The 17,407-nt window shown below is 36.6% G+C and carries 15 protein-coding genes; 13 read left to right on the top strand and 2 right to left on the bottom strand.

The window, feature by feature from the left end; all coding sequences use genetic code 11:
• Positions 1–3: 3 nt before the first annotated feature.
• Entirely contained in the window at positions 4–504 is a 501-nt protein-coding gene (locus tag FC66_RS05320; protein ID WP_057974353.1) for a QueT transporter family protein, read from the top strand.
• Between the two features lie 32 nt (positions 505–536).
• Here FC66_RS05320 and cbpA read toward each other — a convergent pair whose 3' ends face one another.
• A complete protein-coding gene (gene cbpA, locus FC66_RS05325; protein WP_057974354.1) occupies positions 537–1,172 on the bottom strand; it encodes a cyclic di-AMP binding protein CbpA in 636 nt (211 codons plus the stop codon).
• Between the two features lie 149 nt (positions 1,173–1,321).
• Entirely contained in the window at positions 1,322–2,284 is a 963-nt protein-coding gene (locus FC66_RS05330) for an L-lactate dehydrogenase (RefSeq protein WP_057974355.1), read from the bottom strand.
• Between the two features lie 209 nt (positions 2,285–2,493).
• On the opposite strand from FC66_RS05330, the gene pth reads away from it, so the two are divergent.
• The 12 genes from pth (at position 2,494) to lysS (ending at position 17,281) form a co-directional block, all read left to right on the top strand.
• Positions 2,494–3,057 (top strand): aminoacyl-tRNA hydrolase, encoded by a 564-nt coding sequence (pth, locus tag FC66_RS05335; RefSeq protein ID WP_057974356.1) that lies wholly within the window; start codon positions 2,494–2,496, stop codon positions 3,055–3,057.
• A 36-nt stretch (positions 3,058–3,093) separates the two neighbouring features.
• On the top strand, positions 3,094–6,615 hold the full coding sequence (gene mfd, locus FC66_RS05340) for a transcription-repair coupling factor (protein ID WP_057974357.1): 3,522 nt from the start codon (positions 3,094–3,096) through the stop codon (positions 6,613–6,615).
• A 21-nt stretch (positions 6,616–6,636) separates the two neighbouring features.
• Positions 6,637–8,205, top strand: coding sequence for a putative polysaccharide biosynthesis protein (locus FC66_RS05345; RefSeq protein ID WP_057974358.1), 1,569 nt, complete (start codon positions 6,637–6,639; stop codon positions 8,203–8,205).
• Between the two features lie 16 nt (positions 8,206–8,221).
• Positions 8,222–8,488, top strand: coding sequence for an RNA-binding S4 domain-containing protein (locus FC66_RS05350; protein WP_057974359.1), 267 nt, complete (start codon positions 8,222–8,224; stop codon positions 8,486–8,488).
• A 46-nt stretch (positions 8,489–8,534) separates the two neighbouring features.
• Complete coding sequence (locus FC66_RS05355) at positions 8,535–8,921, top strand: FtsB family cell division protein (protein WP_057974360.1); 387 nt, start codon at positions 8,535–8,537, stop codon at positions 8,919–8,921.
• A 98-nt stretch (positions 8,922–9,019) separates the two neighbouring features.
• Positions 9,020–9,499, top strand: coding sequence for a S1 domain-containing RNA-binding protein (locus FC66_RS05360; protein WP_057974361.1), 480 nt, complete (start codon positions 9,020–9,022; stop codon positions 9,497–9,499).
• A 79-nt stretch (positions 9,500–9,578) separates the two neighbouring features.
• Positions 9,579–10,943 carry a tRNA lysidine(34) synthetase TilS gene (tilS, locus tag FC66_RS05365; protein ID WP_057974362.1) on the top strand — a complete coding sequence of 455 codons (1,365 nt, stop codon included), beginning with the start codon at positions 9,579–9,581 and terminating at the stop codon, positions 10,941–10,943.
• 5 nt (positions 10,944–10,948) lie between these two features.
• Positions 10,949–11,488 (top strand): hypoxanthine phosphoribosyltransferase, encoded by a 540-nt coding sequence (gene hpt, locus FC66_RS05370; protein ID WP_057974363.1) that lies wholly within the window; start codon positions 10,949–10,951, stop codon positions 11,486–11,488.
• A 100-nt stretch (positions 11,489–11,588) separates the two neighbouring features.
• The gene (gene ftsH / locus FC66_RS05375) at positions 11,589–13,667 is read left to right on the top strand and encodes an ATP-dependent zinc metalloprotease FtsH (protein WP_057974364.1); all 2,079 of its coding nucleotides are present in this window, start codon (positions 11,589–11,591) and stop codon (positions 13,665–13,667) included.
• 75 nt (positions 13,668–13,742) lie between these two features.
• Positions 13,743–14,627 carry an Hsp33 family molecular chaperone HslO gene (gene hslO, locus FC66_RS05380; RefSeq protein WP_057974365.1) on the top strand — a complete coding sequence of 295 codons (885 nt, stop codon included), beginning with the start codon at positions 13,743–13,745 and terminating at the stop codon, positions 14,625–14,627.
• A 71-nt stretch (positions 14,628–14,698) separates the two neighbouring features.
• Entirely contained in the window at positions 14,699–15,709 is a 1,011-nt protein-coding gene (gene dusB, locus FC66_RS05385; RefSeq protein WP_057974366.1) for a tRNA dihydrouridine synthase DusB, read from the top strand.
• 72 nt (positions 15,710–15,781) lie between these two features.
• A complete protein-coding gene (lysS, locus tag FC66_RS05390; protein WP_057974367.1) occupies positions 15,782–17,281 on the top strand; it encodes a lysine--tRNA ligase in 1,500 nt (499 codons plus the stop codon).
• Positions 17,282–17,407: the final 126 nt, after the last annotated feature.

A 17,407-nucleotide genomic window follows, 5' to 3' on the forward strand; every position in this document is an offset into this window, starting at 1 on the left:
ACAATGACAAAAAATAATCGTGTAAACCAAGTTATCATTAATGGTTTAATCGCTGCACTATATATTGTATTGGCAGTTGTTCCAGGAATATTCAGTATGGCAAGTGGTGCCATTCAATTTCGTCTGTCAGAGGGATTGAATCATTTAGTTTTATTCAATAAAAAGTATATCTGGGGTGTCTCTTTAGGGGTTATCTTATTTAATCTCTTTTATAGTAGTCCATTAGATGTCCTTTTTGGTGGCGCGCAAACAATAATGGGTCTTTTGATTGTTATTTTTGTGAGTCCTAGGTTTAAAGAAATGTGGCAAAAGATGCTTTTAAATATTGTGGTCTTCTCATTTACCATGTTTTTAATTGCTATTATGCTAAACATGACAGCTAATTTACCATTTTGGCCTACTTATGGTACGACCGCATTATCTGAATTTGTGATTATGACTATTACGGCGCCATTGATGCTCGTTTTAGATCGCGCTATTCATTTCGATAAAAGAATGCATTAAAAAAACAGACCTGAGAAGGTCTGTTTTTTTGTTTAATTACGTAAGTCTTCAATTTCGGAAACAATGAACTCTTTACGTCCCAAGTTATCAACAATCTTATCAACTTTTTCTTGCGTAACTCCGCCAGGTAATGTGAATAATGTTCGGCGTAATAATTCGCCTTCTTTGACATCTAAAGTCATACAACTAGCGATTGAAGAATATTTTGTAATAACTTTTGCCATATCAACTAAATCGCCACGTTCTCCGGCTGAAATGACAGTTAACACGTAACTACCAACGTCAAAGTTCCATGACTGAGATAACATATCTAAAAGACGTGTATGTGTCAAAATACCTTCGAAATAGTTATTTTCATTTAAAATAGCGATATAAGGTAAATCTTTGATTGAGAAGAATACATTAAAGAACGCTGAATCAGATGAAATAAATTTAGTCGCGTTCTTAAGAAGATAAGTTACGGGAAGTGACATATCTCCGCCTTGTGATTTATGACGATAAATATGCATCTTGTAAATATTACCACGGAAGATCTGACCCGTTTCATCTAGGATGGGCACACAACGGAATCCAGAATCTTCTAGGACCGTGAGTGCTTCTTCAAGCGTGACACTTTCACGAACAGTCGTGAGTTCTTTTAACGGTTTAACTAAAGTATTTAATAACATATAGACGCCTCCAAATATTAAATTTTTCTCATTTACATTTTTATAATACCATAAATAAAGCTTTTTAACAGTAATTTGATTATTAAGATTGCATTAAAAAAGGAACGGAAGAATGTCTTCCGTTCCTTTTTTTGGAAAATAATTAAAAATTATTCGCCTAATTCTTTAAGACCATCATTTAAAACTTGTTTTAAAGTAGCAGCTGAATCAGTCATACGTTTAGCTTCAACGTCACTTAAAGGTACTTCAATGATTTGTGCAAGACCTTGGCCATTAACAACACCTGGTGTACCGATATAAATATCGTTCAAACCATATTGTCCGTCCATGTATGCACTAACAGGTAATACGGCATTTTCGTCACGCAAAATTGCTTTTGAAAGACGAGCTAATGCTGTACCAATACCGTAGAATGTTGCGCCTTTTTTGTTGATGATTTCGTAAGCTTTGTTACGAACGTCATCTTCAATTTTAGCAAGTTGGTCATCAGAAATGTTGTTAGCTTTTGCCCAATCTAAGAATGGAAGGCCACCAACAGTTGCAGCTGAGTAAGCAGCAAATTCTGTATCACCATGTTCGCCCATCATGTAAGCATGGATTGAACGAGGGTCGTTAATGTCAGTCAATTTGCTTAATGCAACACGTAAACGTGAAGTATCAAGTGAAGTACCTGAACCAATAACGCGATCTTTAGGGAAACCAGAGAATTTCATTGTTGCGTAAGTTAAAATATCAACTGGGTTAGCAGCAACTAAGAAAATACCTTTAAATCCAGATTCAACGATTGGAGTTACGATACTTTTCAAGATGTTTAAGTTTTTGTTTACAAGGTCAAGACGTGTTTCACCTGGTTTTTGTGGTGCGCCAGCAGTGATAACGACAAGATCTGCATCTTCACAGTCAGAATATTCTGCTGAGTAAATACGTTTAGGAAATGCGAATGGTGTAGCATCTTCTAAATCTAAAGCATCTCCGACAGTGCGATCTTTAGCAACATCGATGATACCAAATTCTTCGCCGACACCTTGGAGCGTCATTGCGAATGCGTAACTAGAACCTACGGCGCCATCGCCGACTAAGATAACTTTTTGATGATTTTGTGTTTTTGTCAAAATAATTCATCCTTTCAGAGCTATAATTATTACTGAATAATTATAACATGTTTTTTTGCTAAAAAACATACTAGATTGAACGAGTTCTTTTACAAAAGCGGCATAAATTGAGTATGGTATAATGATTGAAAGAAAAGAATAGGGTCGAAATGCTGGGTGAGCTAATAAACTTGCCCAGATGTTTGCGTTTATTTAAAGGAGAAATTGAAATGAAAATGATAGTTGGTTTAGGTAATATTGGTCAAAAGTATGATGGTACAAGGCATAATGTCGGTTTCGCCACAGTAGACGCATTTGCAAAACAATACAATGCTAACTTTGGTTCAAGTAAATACGAAGCACAAGTAGCTTCTTTTAATTTGAATGGTGAAAAAATTGTCTTGGTTAAGCCATCTACTTACATGAATGAATCAGGTCGAGCAGTTAGACCCTTGATGGATTTTTACAAAATAAACGTTTCTGACATACTTATTGTTAATGATGATTTAGATTTAGAAGTTGGCCGTATTCGGTTACGTCAAAAAGGGTCAGCCGGTGGACATAATGGATTAAAAAGTATAATAGCGCATACGGGTACGCAAGAATTTAAACGAATTAAAATTGGTATCGACCATCCAGATAAAGTATCTGTAGTTGATTGGGTATTAACTAAATTTTCTAAAAATCAGGAAAAAGCGCTGGGGGATGCAATCAATACAGCAACTTTAGCAACTGAGGATTGGTTGGAGACAGATGATTTTATGAACACAATGAATAAATACAATCATAAATAAGAAAAAACTGCTTAGAAAAGGGTAGAAGGTGGCGTAATGAATTTAGAAGCAATGATGCAGTCTGTTCCTGGTGTGGATAATTGGTTAACTAATGTTGAACCTCATACGAGACAATTACTGACCGGGTTAACCGGCTCAGCTAAAACGTTGATGTTGGCAACAATCTTTAAACATAAAAATAAGTCTATGTTAATTGTGACGGATAATTTATTTCATGCGACCCAATTAAATGAGGACCTAACTAATTTTATTGACGAAGAAAATGTGCTGACTTTTCCCGTTGAAGAATTATTGGCTGCAGAATTGGCAACGAGTTCACCTGAATTTAAAAGTGAACGTGTTCAAACGCTCCAATCCCTTCTAGGTGAAACACCCAAAATTGTTGTCACGTCGATTTCAGGATTGAGACGGTTTTTGGCCCCCGTTGCAACGTGGAAACAAGCGACCTTAAATCTAACCGTTGGTAAAGATATAGATTTGAAGGAAACGGAGACCCAACTTTTTACAATGGGTTATCAACGTCAAAAATTAGTTGAACGACCTGGGGATTTTGCTGTACGAGGGTCTATCTTAGATATTTATCCTTTAACTGTAGAAAATCCAATTCGCTTGGATTTATTTGACACGGAAATTGATTCATTACGCTATTTTGACGTTACTAATCAACGCAGTTTAGAAAATGTGGATCAGATTCAGGTCATGCCCGCAACTGATTTTATTGCGACTGATGAAATGCTTTTAGAAGCTAGTAAAACATTAAAAAAAGCATATGGCGTAGAATATAAACGTCTGGATAGTGATGACCAAGAACGATTAGAATCAAATATAATGCCAATTATGAGTGATTTTGAAAAGGGTCATTTGTCACCAGAGCACTTATTATTTGGGGATATTATTTATCAGTCTAAAACTAGTTTGTTGGACTATTTAGGTGAAGATGGCTTAGTTATCATGGATGACTATCCAAGATTGTTAGAAAGCGAAAAAACACTTAAATTAGACGAAGATAACTGGATGGCGGACAAGTTAAAAACGCATCAGGTTCTATCAACGAGTAAATTTGGATTTGAGTTACGTGATTTATTAAAAAATGAAGCACGCGCTGAGTTATTTTTAGCTCATTTCCAAAAAGGTATGGGAAATTTAAAATTCAATCAACTCATCGATGTACCAGGTCATGCGATGCAACAATTCTTTAGTCAAATGCCGCTACTAAAGACAGAAATGGATCGTTGGTTAAAAAAGAAACAAACAATTATCGTAATGGTTCAAGATAAGGAACGACTCAATAAGGTTTCACAGACGTTAGATGATTTTGAGATTCCGTCTATTATGACCACATTAGATAGTTTGCAACTGGAAAAAGTTCAAGTTGTAGAAGGTAATTTACAAGCTGGTTTTGAGTTGCCAACGGCAAACTTAGTTGTTGTGACTGAACATGAGATGTTCAACAAGGTCACTAAGAAACGACCAAAACGACAAACTTTAGCTAATGCTGAGCGTCTTAAAAGTTATCAGGATTTAAAACCCGGTGACTATGTAGTTCATGTCAATCATGGTATTGGCCAATTTATGGGCATGGAGACATTGGAAGTTGACGGGAAACATCAAGATTATATGACGATTGCCTATAGGGATGAAGCGAAATTGTTTATTCCGGTAACGCAGTTAAATATGGTTCAGAAATATGTATCATCTGAATCTAAATCTCCTAGAATCAATAAATTAGGTGGTACAGAATGGACCAAAACAAAAAATAAAGTTGCTGCTAAAATTGAAGATATCGCTGATGACCTAGTCGCCTTGTATGCTGAACGCGAAGCAGAGGTTGGCTTCACGTTTTCAAAAGACAATGACTACCAAATGGAATTTGAAAATGCCTTCCCATATTCTGAAACTGAAGATCAAATCAGGAGCTCCAATGAAATTAAGCATGATATGGAACAAAAGAAACCGATGGATCGGTTATTAATTGGGGATGTTGGCTTCGGTAAGACGGAGGTTGCATTACGTGCCGCTTTTAAAGCAATTCAAGACCATAAACAAGTGGCGTTACTTGTCCCAACGACCGTGTTGGCTCAGCAACATTACGAGACAATGATTAATCGGTTTGAAGGATTTCCAGTTGAAATTGGGATTTTATCACGATTTAGAACGAAGAAACAACTAAAAGAAACGACTGAAAAAATGGCTAGTGGCGCATTAGATATAGTCGTTGGGACGCATCGGATTTTGTCGAAAGATATTCAGTTCGCTGATTTAGGCTTATTGATTGTTGATGAAGAACAACGTTTTGGTGTGAAACATAAAGAGCGACTTAAGGAATTTAAATCACAAGTTGATGTTTTAACGTTGACGGCGACGCCAATTCCAAGAACACTTAATATGTCGATGCTTGGTGTACGTGATTTATCAGTAATTGAAACAGCACCATTGAATCGTTATCCAATTCAAACATACGTAATGGAACAAAACGGTGGCACAATTCGAGATGGTATTCAAAGAGAGCTTCAACGAGGTGGGCAGGTCTTTTATTTGCATAATCGTGTTGAAGATATTGAAAAAGTTGTTTCAGAAATTGAAATTATGGTACCTGAGGCCAGTGTTGCTTATATTCATGGGCAAATGACTGAGAACCAATTAGAAAATGTGTTGTATGATTTTATTCAAGGTGTGTATGATGTATTGGTCACAACGACAATCATTGAAACGGGCGTGGATATTTCAAACGCGAATACATTATTTGTTGAAAATGCTGATCATATGGGATTGGCACAACTTTATCAATTACGTGGCCGTGTTGGACGTAGTAGTCGAATCGCCTATTCTTATTTCATGTATAAACCTAATAAGGTATTAACTGAAGTCAGCGAGAAGCGGTTAGAGGCAATTAAAGATTTTACTGAATTAGGGTCCGGATTTAAAATTGCCATGCGAGATTTATCTATTCGTGGGGCAGGAAACTTATTAGGACGACAACAACATGGCTTTATTGATTCCGTGGGATACGATTTGTATACACAGATGTTGACAGAAGCTGTGAATAAAAAACAAGGTAAAAAAGTTGATCCTAAATCCGACTCAGAAATTGAAATTAACATTGAAGCATACCTACCATCAACATATATTGACGATCAACGTCAAAAAATTGAAATCTATAAACGAATTCGTCAACTTGATACTTATGACCAATATTTAGAAGTTCAGGGTGACTTGATTGATCGTTTTGGTGAATTTCCAACGGAAGTAAACAACTTAATGGAGATTGGGTTACTTAAATTGTTCGCCGATAAAGCGTTAGTTGAGAAAATAAAAAAAGATAAAGATCAGTTAATTGTTTCCGTATCTGAAAAAGGGACGACATTATTAGGTACGGAAGCCATTTTCAAGGCGTTATCGACAACAAAATTAAAGGCGTCATTGAAACCACAGGGCAAGCAGATGCGTGTGATTTTAGTAATTCAACCTAAAATGACAGAAGAAGATTGGTTAATTGAACTACAAAACTTTGTTCAAGCATTGAGTGAGTCTGTCGGCGAAATAACAGTCGCTGACTAAATAAAAAGGAATCAAAATAATATGGGAAATAAGCAGCTTAGACATTTAATGCGAGGCGCGATGATTTTATCGGTTGCCTCGTTAATTGCCAAAATTTTGAGTGCCATTTACAGAGTACCCTTTCAAAATTTAGTTGGCGATACAGGATTTTATATTTATCAACAGGTTTATCCTATTTATGGAATAGGGATGACTTTTGCATTGACCGGATTTCCTGTCTATATTAGTAAGCTAATTGCGGAGGAGCCTCTGGAGGAAGATAAAATAAAATTATCTCAGGATATTTTTATTGTTTTAGGTGTTTTTAGCATGATCGTTTTTTTCGGATTGCAGTTGGGGGCATCTAAAATCGCGGTAGCAATGGGTGACAACCAATTAGATGGGTTAATTAAGAGCGTTTCATTCATGTTCTTATTTCTACCTGTACTAGCCGTCGGACGTGGCTATTACCAAGGGATTTTTGAAATGGATAAAACAGCAGTTTCACAGGTCGTGGAGCAATTATTACGTGTTGGATTAATTATTTTAGCCGCGTATATTGCAGTGGAAAATAAAATGTCGTTATATTCGATGGGGTCATGGGCGATGTTTGGTGCGACTGTCGGTGCGATTGGTGCAAGTTTATCTTTTTGTCATTTCTTTAGCGTCGATTTCAAAAAAGTGACCATGCATCTAGATAGGCGAAGATTGATGGCTGTTACTAAAAAGTTATTTTCAGAAGGACTGGTTATTTGCTTGTTTGCTGCAATGATGGTTTTATTGCAACTGATTGATTCATTCACGGTGAAAAATGGCTTGGTACATTTTGGCTACTCAAATGCTGCTGCTAAATCGTTAAAAGGAATTTACGATCGGGCTCAGCCGTTAGTTCAGTTAGGGTTAGTCATTTCAGTTGGATTTTCTTCAATGTTACTACCTTCTCTGGCGGCGGCACGACGTGAAAATCGGAAACGAGATTTTCAGCGGTATGCTAAGATGTTGGTCCATGTGACAGTAGCCTTATCAATGGCTGCAACAGTGGGATTAGTTGCTTTAATGCCAATGATTAATCAATTTTTATTTGGCGATCAATTACAAAATGGGACATTGTCCGTCTATATGATAAGTATTTTTTTGGCGGCGGTTATCGGGACATATAACAGCGTATTACAGAGCTTAGGCTTGTATCGAACGGCAGTTATTTCATTGCTTATGGGACTCCTACTTAAAATGGGCATCAATTTTTACTTGGTTTCTGTTATGGGGACTGTAGGCGCTAGTGTAGCAACAATCTTGAGCTTGCTAGTTGTGCTAATTGCCATGTGGATAATGTCGCCAAGTGAGATAAGACAGTTACTAATTGATCCACTTTTTATGATAAAATTAACATTAGTTTGTGTAATGATGGGAATTGTGGTTTATTTATTAGATAATCAATTAATTAATTTGGTGGATGATAATCGCTTATTAAGTGGACTTGCCGCACTCATTTCTGGTTCTATAGGAGCTGGAATATTTGCCTTGATGGCAATTAAATGGCAATTGTTTTCTATTCGAGAGTGGCTAAGTTTACCATTTGGAAAACGTATTTTGAAAAAAATTAGACGATAATAAAGGGGACTAACTAATGAGATTAGATAAATTTTTAAAAGTATCACGTATTATTAAACGTAGAACAGTTGCGAAAGAAATTGCAGATAAAGGTCGTATTACTATCAATGATAAAGTTGCGAAATCATCAACAGATGTCGTTGTTGGGGATGATTTAACGATTCAATTTGGTAATAAAACATTAACTGTTAAAGTAATGGCACTTAAAGAAACGACAAAAAAAGCGGAATCTATTGATTTATATGAAGTTGTTTCTGAAGTTTATACTGAAGAAAGTCGATAATTATCGATTTTTGACTGAATTACCTTTATTGGGTTAGGAGACAAAAATGGCCGATAATAAATCGAAAATTAAATTCTTGGATAACGATTTCATGAGAGCAAACAAGAACGGACAAAAAGCAGATCAACGTTTGGCGCGTATTCATCGGCGCCGTTTGATTGGATTGACGGCCGTTTTGGCGATTATTATTATTTTCTTTAGCGTGCAGCTAATCTCAACAAAAGTTAAAGTTGCACGTTATAAGCAAGAGACAACGGTTGAACAAACAAAATTAAAAAAAGCTAAAACGGAGCAAAAGGATCTTAAATTCCAGGTTGAACAGTTAAATGATAATGATTACTTACTGAAATTAATTCGTGAGAAATATTATTTCTCCAAAAAAGGGGAAACGGTTTATAGTTTTCCTAGCGATAAAACTAATTTAAAAAATTAATGGGCACAAAAAATATTGGTCATGATTTAACTTTGTATCAAGGTTTATAGCGTGGTATACTAAAATGGTATATATATCTAAGGAGGAGCAACTTTTTTATGTCTATTGAAGTCGGAGAGAAAGTTTCAGGTAAAGTTTCAGGAATCACAAATTTCGGTGCATTTATTGATTTGGGTGACAGAAAAACAGGGTTAGTGCATATTAGTGAGGTATCTGATGGATTTATTAAGGATATTCATGATGCATTAACTGTTGGGGATGAAGTCACAGTTAAGGTTTTATCCATCGGTGATGATGGAAAAATTAGTTTATCAATACGCAAAGCGGTTGATAAACCTCAAGTAACAGAAACAAAATCTCGTCCACAGAAAACATTTAACAAAGATGCTCGTGCATCGACTAGTTCTCGTCCATCAGGTGGTGGCAAGAATCGTTATCAGACTAAAAAAGTTGAGCCTCAAAAAGATGACTTTGATTCATTACTATCTGGATTTTTGAAAGATAGTGAAGATCGTTTAGTTTCGCTAAAAAGAAGTACTGAAGGTAAACGCGGTGGCCGTGGCGGCCGACGTAATTAATAACAAATTTTAAAATGAGTGGTTGAAATGAAAATTTTAAACCGCTCTTTTTTTAATTTAAAAAAGGAGAAAAGTTGTGTTGAATACAAAGTTCGAGGCTCAATACCGACTGCTTGGGAGTCCCAAAAAAGTCTTAGTTGCCGTTTCGACTGGCGTTGATTCTATGGTACTACTTGATTTATTAAGACAACTACCAAATGACAGCCGACCGGAAATTGGTATTGCCTATGTCGACCATCAACTGAGAGCACAAAGTCAGATTGAAACTGAATTTATTGAAAAGTATTGTCTAGAAAATCAACTTAAATTATATAAAAAAGTTTGGCCCGTGTCAGAACATGGGCTAAAAGGTATCGAAAATGAGGCTCGAAAAATGCGATATGCATTTTTCAAGCAGGTCATGCGTTCGGGTGATTATCCGACGCTGATGACGGCACACCAATCTAATGATCAAATAGAAACGCTTGTTATGAAAGGAATTCGTGGAGGAGACATCCGACAATTAACTGGAATTAGTGGAATTCGATCATTTGGCCCAGGTCAATTAATTCGACCATTACTGTCGTTTTCAAAACAAGTTATTAGGCAATATGCTGAAAAACAAGGGATTCCATTTTTTGAAGATGAAACGAATCAATCAACTGATTTTTTTAGAAATCGTGTTAGAAAAGAAATCATACCGAAAATGCTTGAAAATAATCAGCAAGCAATCGAGCATGCACAGACCTATGCGAATCAATTATCAGATTTGTTGGAATTAGTAGATGAATCGGTTGATGAGAAGGTAGCTGTGTTGAAAGATAAATCTGGATTTCAAATAAAAGAATGGACGATTTTAGCGAAAAAATGGCAAATTCCAGTGTTGAAAAAAATCGCCGAGAGCCGAGATGTTTTCTTGAAAATGGACCAAATTAGGCAAATCACTCAACTGCTAATGAATCCTAAAAAACCACAAGGCAAAATTGATTTGGGTCATGATCAGCAATTTGTTAAACAATATGAGTATATGAATTTCGTAAAAAAAGAAAAAAAGAATGACAGCACACCCGAAAAGATGGTGGTCATTAAAAATATATGGTTTAACTTAAATAAAAAAGAAAAAATTGGCGTATTTAATCGTGATGAAATTAACTTAACTGATTCCGATATACTGGATTACATTTTTGTCGATTCTTTAATTGTTGATGAGGGTCTTACCTTGAGACGCAGGCTTTCAGGAGACTTTATAAGTGTTACAAATGGCGGTAATCAAAAAATCAAAAAAATATTTATTGATCAAAAAGTAACCAAAGATGATAGAAATCAGGCTTGGTTGCTAGAAACGAATACTAAACAGATCATATGGTTAATAAATTATAAGAAATCTGAATTGTCAGAACCCTTTGAAACTGATAAAATACAAGACATAATCGTTTTAAAAAAACAGGGTCAGGGAAGAGGCTAAAGTGTATGGATGCGGATATCAAAAAAGTTCTTTACAGTGAACAAGAAATTCAAGCTGTGACGCAGCGCTTAGGACAACAGATCACGGCTGATTATCAAGGGAAAAATCCATTGCTTGTTTGTATATTAAAGGGCGCCTATCTTTTTATGGCTGATATTGCCAAAAATGTTTCAGATTATGCAGAAGTTGATTTTATGAATGTTTCGAGCTATGGAGATGGCGTCGTATCAACTGGTAACGTTAAAATAATAAAAGATCTAGACATAGATGTTAAAGGTAGAGACGTGATTATTGTTGAAGATATTGTAGATACGGGCCAAACATTAGCATACCTGATTGACTTATTTAACGGTAGAGACGTAAAATCCGTTAAGGTTTGTTCGTTATTAGATAAACCGGAAGGTCGTAAAGTTGATGTTCAAGTTGATTATGCGGGATTTGAAGTACCAAATGAATTTGTGGTTGGATATGGCTTGGATTACGCTGAAAAGTATCGAAACTTGCCATACATTGGTATCTTAAAACCTGAAATCTACACGGAGTAATAATAATGGTCAAAGAATGTCAATTGTGATATAGTGTATCCTATTCAAATTCAAGCAATAGCTGAATTAAAAATAAAGAAAAATGGGCAGGAGAGTAGATATGAAAAACAATCCTAAAAATGGGCTTTTTAAAAATAGTTTATTTTACATAGTTATTATGCTTGGAATAATGGGCGTGATGTATTTCTTTTTCGATGGTAACAGCGGAACGGAAACACAAGAAATTCAATCGAGTGAATTCGTCTCAGATTTACAATCAAGTAAGGTAAAGTCATTTGATATTCAACCATCAGGTGGCGTTTACAAAATAACAGGTACTTATACTAAGGCGCAAACAGAAAAAAGTAAGAATACCGGATTTTCATTAATTCCGGCTGCTAAGAAAACAACAAAGGTTACAAAATTTACGTCAACAGTGCTTCAAAATGATTCAAATATGTCACAAATTTTGAAATCAGCTGAAGCAACGAAGACGAAGATAGATACAAAAGAAGAACAATCAGATAGCATCTGGTTGCAATTAGCTATCACGGTTATCCCGCTTGTATTAATGGTCGGCTTTTTCTATCTTATGATGGGACAAGCAGGACAAGGTGGCGGTGGCGGTGGTAAAGTCATGAACTTTGGTAAATCAAAGACAAAACCTTCTGAGAAAAAAGATAATAAAGTACGTTTTGCCGATGTTGCTGGTGCTGAAGAAGAAAAACAAGAACTTGTTGAAGTTGTTGAATTCTTGAAGGCACCACGTAAATTTGCCGACTTAGGTGCAAGAATTCCATCAGGTGTTCTTCTTGAGGGACCTCCAGGTACTGGTAAAACGTTGCTTGCAAAAGCTGTTGCTGGTGAGGCTGAAGTGCCATTCTACTCAATCTCAGGATCTGATTTTGTTGAGATGTTCGTCGGAGTTGGTGCGAGTCGTGTACGTGATTTATTTGAAAATGCTAAAAAAACAGCACCATCAATTATTTTTATCGATGAAATTGATGCCGTTGGACGTCGTCGTGGTTCCGGTACAGGTGGCGGTAATGATGAACGTGAACAAACATTAAACCAATTACTTGTTGAAATGGATGGATTTACGGGTACAGAAGGTGTAATCGTTATTGCAGCTACTAACCGTTCTGACGTTCTTGATCCAGCTCTTTTACGTCCGGGTCGTTTTGATCGTAAGGTTTTGGTTGGTCGTCCTGATGTTAAGGGCCGTGAAGCAATCTTAGCTGTTCATGCTAAAAACAAGCCATTGGCTTCAGATGTTGATTTAAAAGTTATTGCGAAGCAAACGCCAGGATTCGTTGGGGCTGATTTAGAAAACCTTCTAAATGAAGCTGCGTTGTTGGCTGCTCGTCGTAATAAATCAAAAATTGACGCAAGTGATATGGATGAAGCTGAGGATCGAGTAATTGCGGGACCAGCAAAACGTGATCGTGTTATCAATGAAAAAGAACGTAGAACCGTTGCATTCCATGAAGCCGGCCATACGATTGTTGGGTTAGTGTTGAATGAAGCTAGAGTTGTCCACAAAGTTACAATTGTTCCTCGAGGTCGCGCTGGCGGCTACGCAATCATGTTGCCAAAAGAAGATCAAATGTTATTATCTAAAAAAGATATGAGCGAACAAATTGCTGGATTAATGGGTGGTCGTGCAGCTGAAGAAATTATCAATAACGAACAATCTTCAGGTGCATCAAACGATTTCCAACAAGCTACACAAATGGCTCGCTCAATGGTTACTGAATATGGAATGAGTGAAAAACTCGGACCAGTTCAATTGGAAGGCGATAGCCAAATGTTCGCTGGTGGTTCAGGTCAACCAAGTGCTGCTTACTCAAGTAACACGGCTGATATTATTGATTCTGAGGTTCGTCGTTTATCTGAAGAAGGTATGACACTTGCTAAAGAAATCATTGAAGCCCACAGAAATCAACATAAATTGATCGCGGATAAATTATTAGAATTTGAAACACTTGATGAAAAAGAAATTTTAAGCTTGTTCGAAGATGGCAAGATGCCAGAAAAGGATGACGCAAATGAATTTCCAAGTGAAAAAGATGGTTCTTTTGAAGCAACAAAAAAAGAATTAGAACGTAAAGATGCACAAAAAGTGGCCGAAGAAACAAATGAAGTCGATTTGACTAAAACAGTTGTGTTTAATCCTAAAGTAAATAAAGACGATAAATAGTCGTCACGCAAGAACTCCGATGGATTATCTGTCGGAGTTCTTGTTGGTCTAAAACGAAATATTAAGGAGAAATAAATGAAAGATTATCTTGTGAAAAGTTTGGCTCATGATGGCCAATTGAGAGTATATGCTGTAACTGCGACAAATACGGTTGCTGAAGCACAAAGGCGACATGATACATGGAGTGCGGCATCGGCGGCACTAGGACGTAGTTTAGTGGGGACGTTACTATTGAGTACGTCTACGCTATCCGGTGATGAAAAAATGACGGTTAAAATTAACGGCGATGGACCAGTTGGCGCTATTGTGATTGATGGTAATGCGGATGGGACAGTTAAAGGGTATCTACATGAACCCCATATCCACTTGCCTTTGAATGAAAAACATAAAATTGATGTTAAAGGTGCGGTTGGAACAACTGGAACGATGGCTGTGACGAAAGATATGGGAATGAAAGAACCATTCACAGGGCAGGTCCCATTAATTTCCGGTGAACTTGGTGAAGATTTTACCTACTATCTGGCCAAATCAGAACAGATCCCCTCTTCTGTTGGATTATCCGTTTTTGTAAATACAGATAATACGATTGAAGTTGCCGGTGGTTTTATGATTCAAGTGATGCCAGGCGCAACGGATGAGGTACTCGATGCATTAGAAAAAAAATTAGCAGAAATGCCAATGGTTTCTGAGTTGCTTAGAGAAGGTAAAACGCCGGAAGATATTATTTATCTCATGTTTGGCGAAGAAAATATTAACATTTTGGATACAATGCCGGTTGCATTTGAATGCGACTGTTCAAAAGATAAATTTTATGGGTCGTTGGCTACACTACCTAAAGCTGATATTACCGAGATGATCGAATTAGATCATGGTGCAGAAGCGGTTTGTCGTTTTTGTGGAAATAAGTACCAATACTCCGAAGATGAATTAATGCAATTGTTAAATAGTTCGGCTAAATAAATATTATCAATATGTTATTTGTGATATGATACTAAACAATAGTAAGCGTAAAAAATGACGAGGTGAATAGAATGGAATGGAAAATTGGTGATATATTAATCCCTAATCAAGTAGTTGTTGCGCCTATGGCGGGCGTAACAAATGCGGCTTTCAGAATGATCTGTAAAGATTTTGGTGCCGGATTAGTCGTTTGTGAAATGATTTCTGATAAAGGAATCCAATTTAGAAATAAAAAGACATTGAGTATGTTGTTTGTTGATCCTAGAGAGCATCCAGTTAGTGTTCAAATTTTTGGTGGCGATAAAGAAACATTAGTTGCCGCTGCAAAATTTGTTGAGGAACACACCTCAGCTGATATTGTTGATATTAATATGGGTTGCCCTGTACCTAAAGTAACAAAAACGGATGCGGGTGCGCGTTGGTTACTTGATCCAGATAAGGTCTACGAAATGGTAGATGCCGTAACAAGCGAACTATCAATTCCGGTTACTGTTAAAATGAGAACAGGCTGGGATGAAGATCACATTTTAGCAGTTGAAAATGCGCTGGCTGCTGAACAAGGTGGCGCTGCCGCGCTTGCAATGCATGGTAGAACACGTTACCAAATGTATAATGGTAAAGCAGACTGGAATATTTTACATGAAGTTAAAAGTAATTTAAAAACGATTCCTTTTATGGGTAATGGTGATATTAAAACACCGCAAGATGCCAAGAAGATGCTGGATGAAGTTGGTGCTGATGCAGTTATGATTGGTCGCGCAGCGTTAGGAAATCCATGGATGATTAAGCAAACAACGACATACCTTGAAACAGGTAAACTTATTGCTGAACCATCGGCATCAGAGAAGATATTAGTCGCTAAAGAGCATTTACATGCGCTTTGTCAGATTAAGGGTGAAGTCATTGGACCTAAAGAATTTAGAAGTCAGGCCGCGTACTATTTAAAGGGTATTTCTCGTTCTGCGAGAGCTAAGGCTGCTTTAAACGAGGCAAATTCGGAAGAAACAATGATTACAATATTTGATAAATTCTTAGAAGATACAAAAGAACGTGAATTCAAATTAATGCAAAAAGAAGCTTAGAAATAGTTGCATTTTCACGGGTTAATTGGCATGATAGTAAGTGAAATATGTAATTAAAGTGAGGAATATAATATGGCAAAGCAAGAACAGAGCATGAATGATCAATTAAAGGTACGTCGCGAGAAAGTTGTAGAACTTCGTGAAGCGGGAGTGGATCCATTTGGACACCGGTTTGAACGTAAGGATATGACTAAAGCACTCCATGATAAGTATGACGAATTAACTAAAGAAGAACTAGACGGTATGGATATTCAAGCAACAGTTGCGGGTAGATTAATGTCTAAACGTGGCAAGGGTAAGGTTAGTTTTGCTGATATCCAAGATAAAGATGGTCGTTTACAATTATACGTCCGTAAAGATGTCGTGGGTGAGGATACGTACCATATCTTTAAACGTGCGGATATTGGCGATTTTGTTGGAATAACCGGTGATGTTATGAAAACGGATATGGGTGAGTTGACAATTCGTCCAACAAAAATTACGTTCTTATCGAAAGCGTTACGACCATTACCAGATAAATTTCATGGTTTACAAAATGTGGAACAAATATATAGACAAAGATATCTAGATTTAATTACAAATCGAGAGAGCTTTGATCGATTCATGAAACGTAGTCAAATAATTTCAGCCGTAAGACGTTATTTAGATGGTAATGGATACGTTGAGGTTGAAACGCCAGTTTTACATAACCAAGCCGGTGGAGCGTCCGCAAAACCCTTTACAACACATCATAATGCGTTAGACATTGAATTATATTTGAGAATTGCACTTGAATTACATTTAAAACGACTTATTGTCGGTGGAATGGAAAAAGTATACGAAATTGGACGAGTATTCCGTAATGAAGGAATTGATACAAAGCATAATCCTGAATTTACAATGCTTGAAACATATGTGGCATACTATGATTTTCATGACGTGATGGACGAAACTGAAGGTATTTTTAAAGCAGTTGCGGATGTCGTTTCAGATGATGGAATTATTGAATATGACGGGAAAAAAGTAGATTTTAACAAAAAATTTGCAAGAGTTCATATGGTTGATGCGATTAAATCTGTGACTGGAGTTGATTTCTGGAAGGAAATGTCAGTGGAGGAAGCGCAAAAATTGGCTGACGAGCATCATGTTAAATATGAGGCATACTGGAAGGTCGGACATATAATCAATGAATTTTTCGAAAAATTTGTTGAAGATACGATTGTAGATCCGACCTTTGTTTATGGACATCCTTTAGAAATATCTCCTTTAGCAAAGAAAAACGAGGATGATCCTAGATTTACTGATCGTTTTGAAATGTACATTTTGGGTACAGAATACGCTAATGCGTTTACTGAATTAAATGATCCAATTGATCAAAGAGAAAGATTTGAAGCTCAGGTAGAAGAACGTGAGGACGGTAATGACGAAGCAGAGGGAATTGATGAAGACTTCATTGAAGCTCTCGAATACGGAATGCCTCCAACGGGTGGCCTGGGAATTGGAATAGATAGGTTAGTAATGTTAATGACAGATGCCCAATCTATCAGGGATGTACTATTATTTCCAACAATGCGACCAGAAGATAACCAATAAAAATATGATGAAAGTAGCGCGTTTTGATTACAAATTTGTAATCAAAACGCGCTACTTTTTTTATTTTGAATATTTGTTGTTGACAAAGTGCATTTTAGCATGGTATATTAATAAAGCTGATTGATA

This window comes from Dellaglioa algida DSM 15638 (assembly GCF_001434695.1).
Classification (GTDB): domain Bacteria; phylum Bacillota; class Bacilli; order Lactobacillales; family Lactobacillaceae; genus Dellaglioa; species Dellaglioa algida.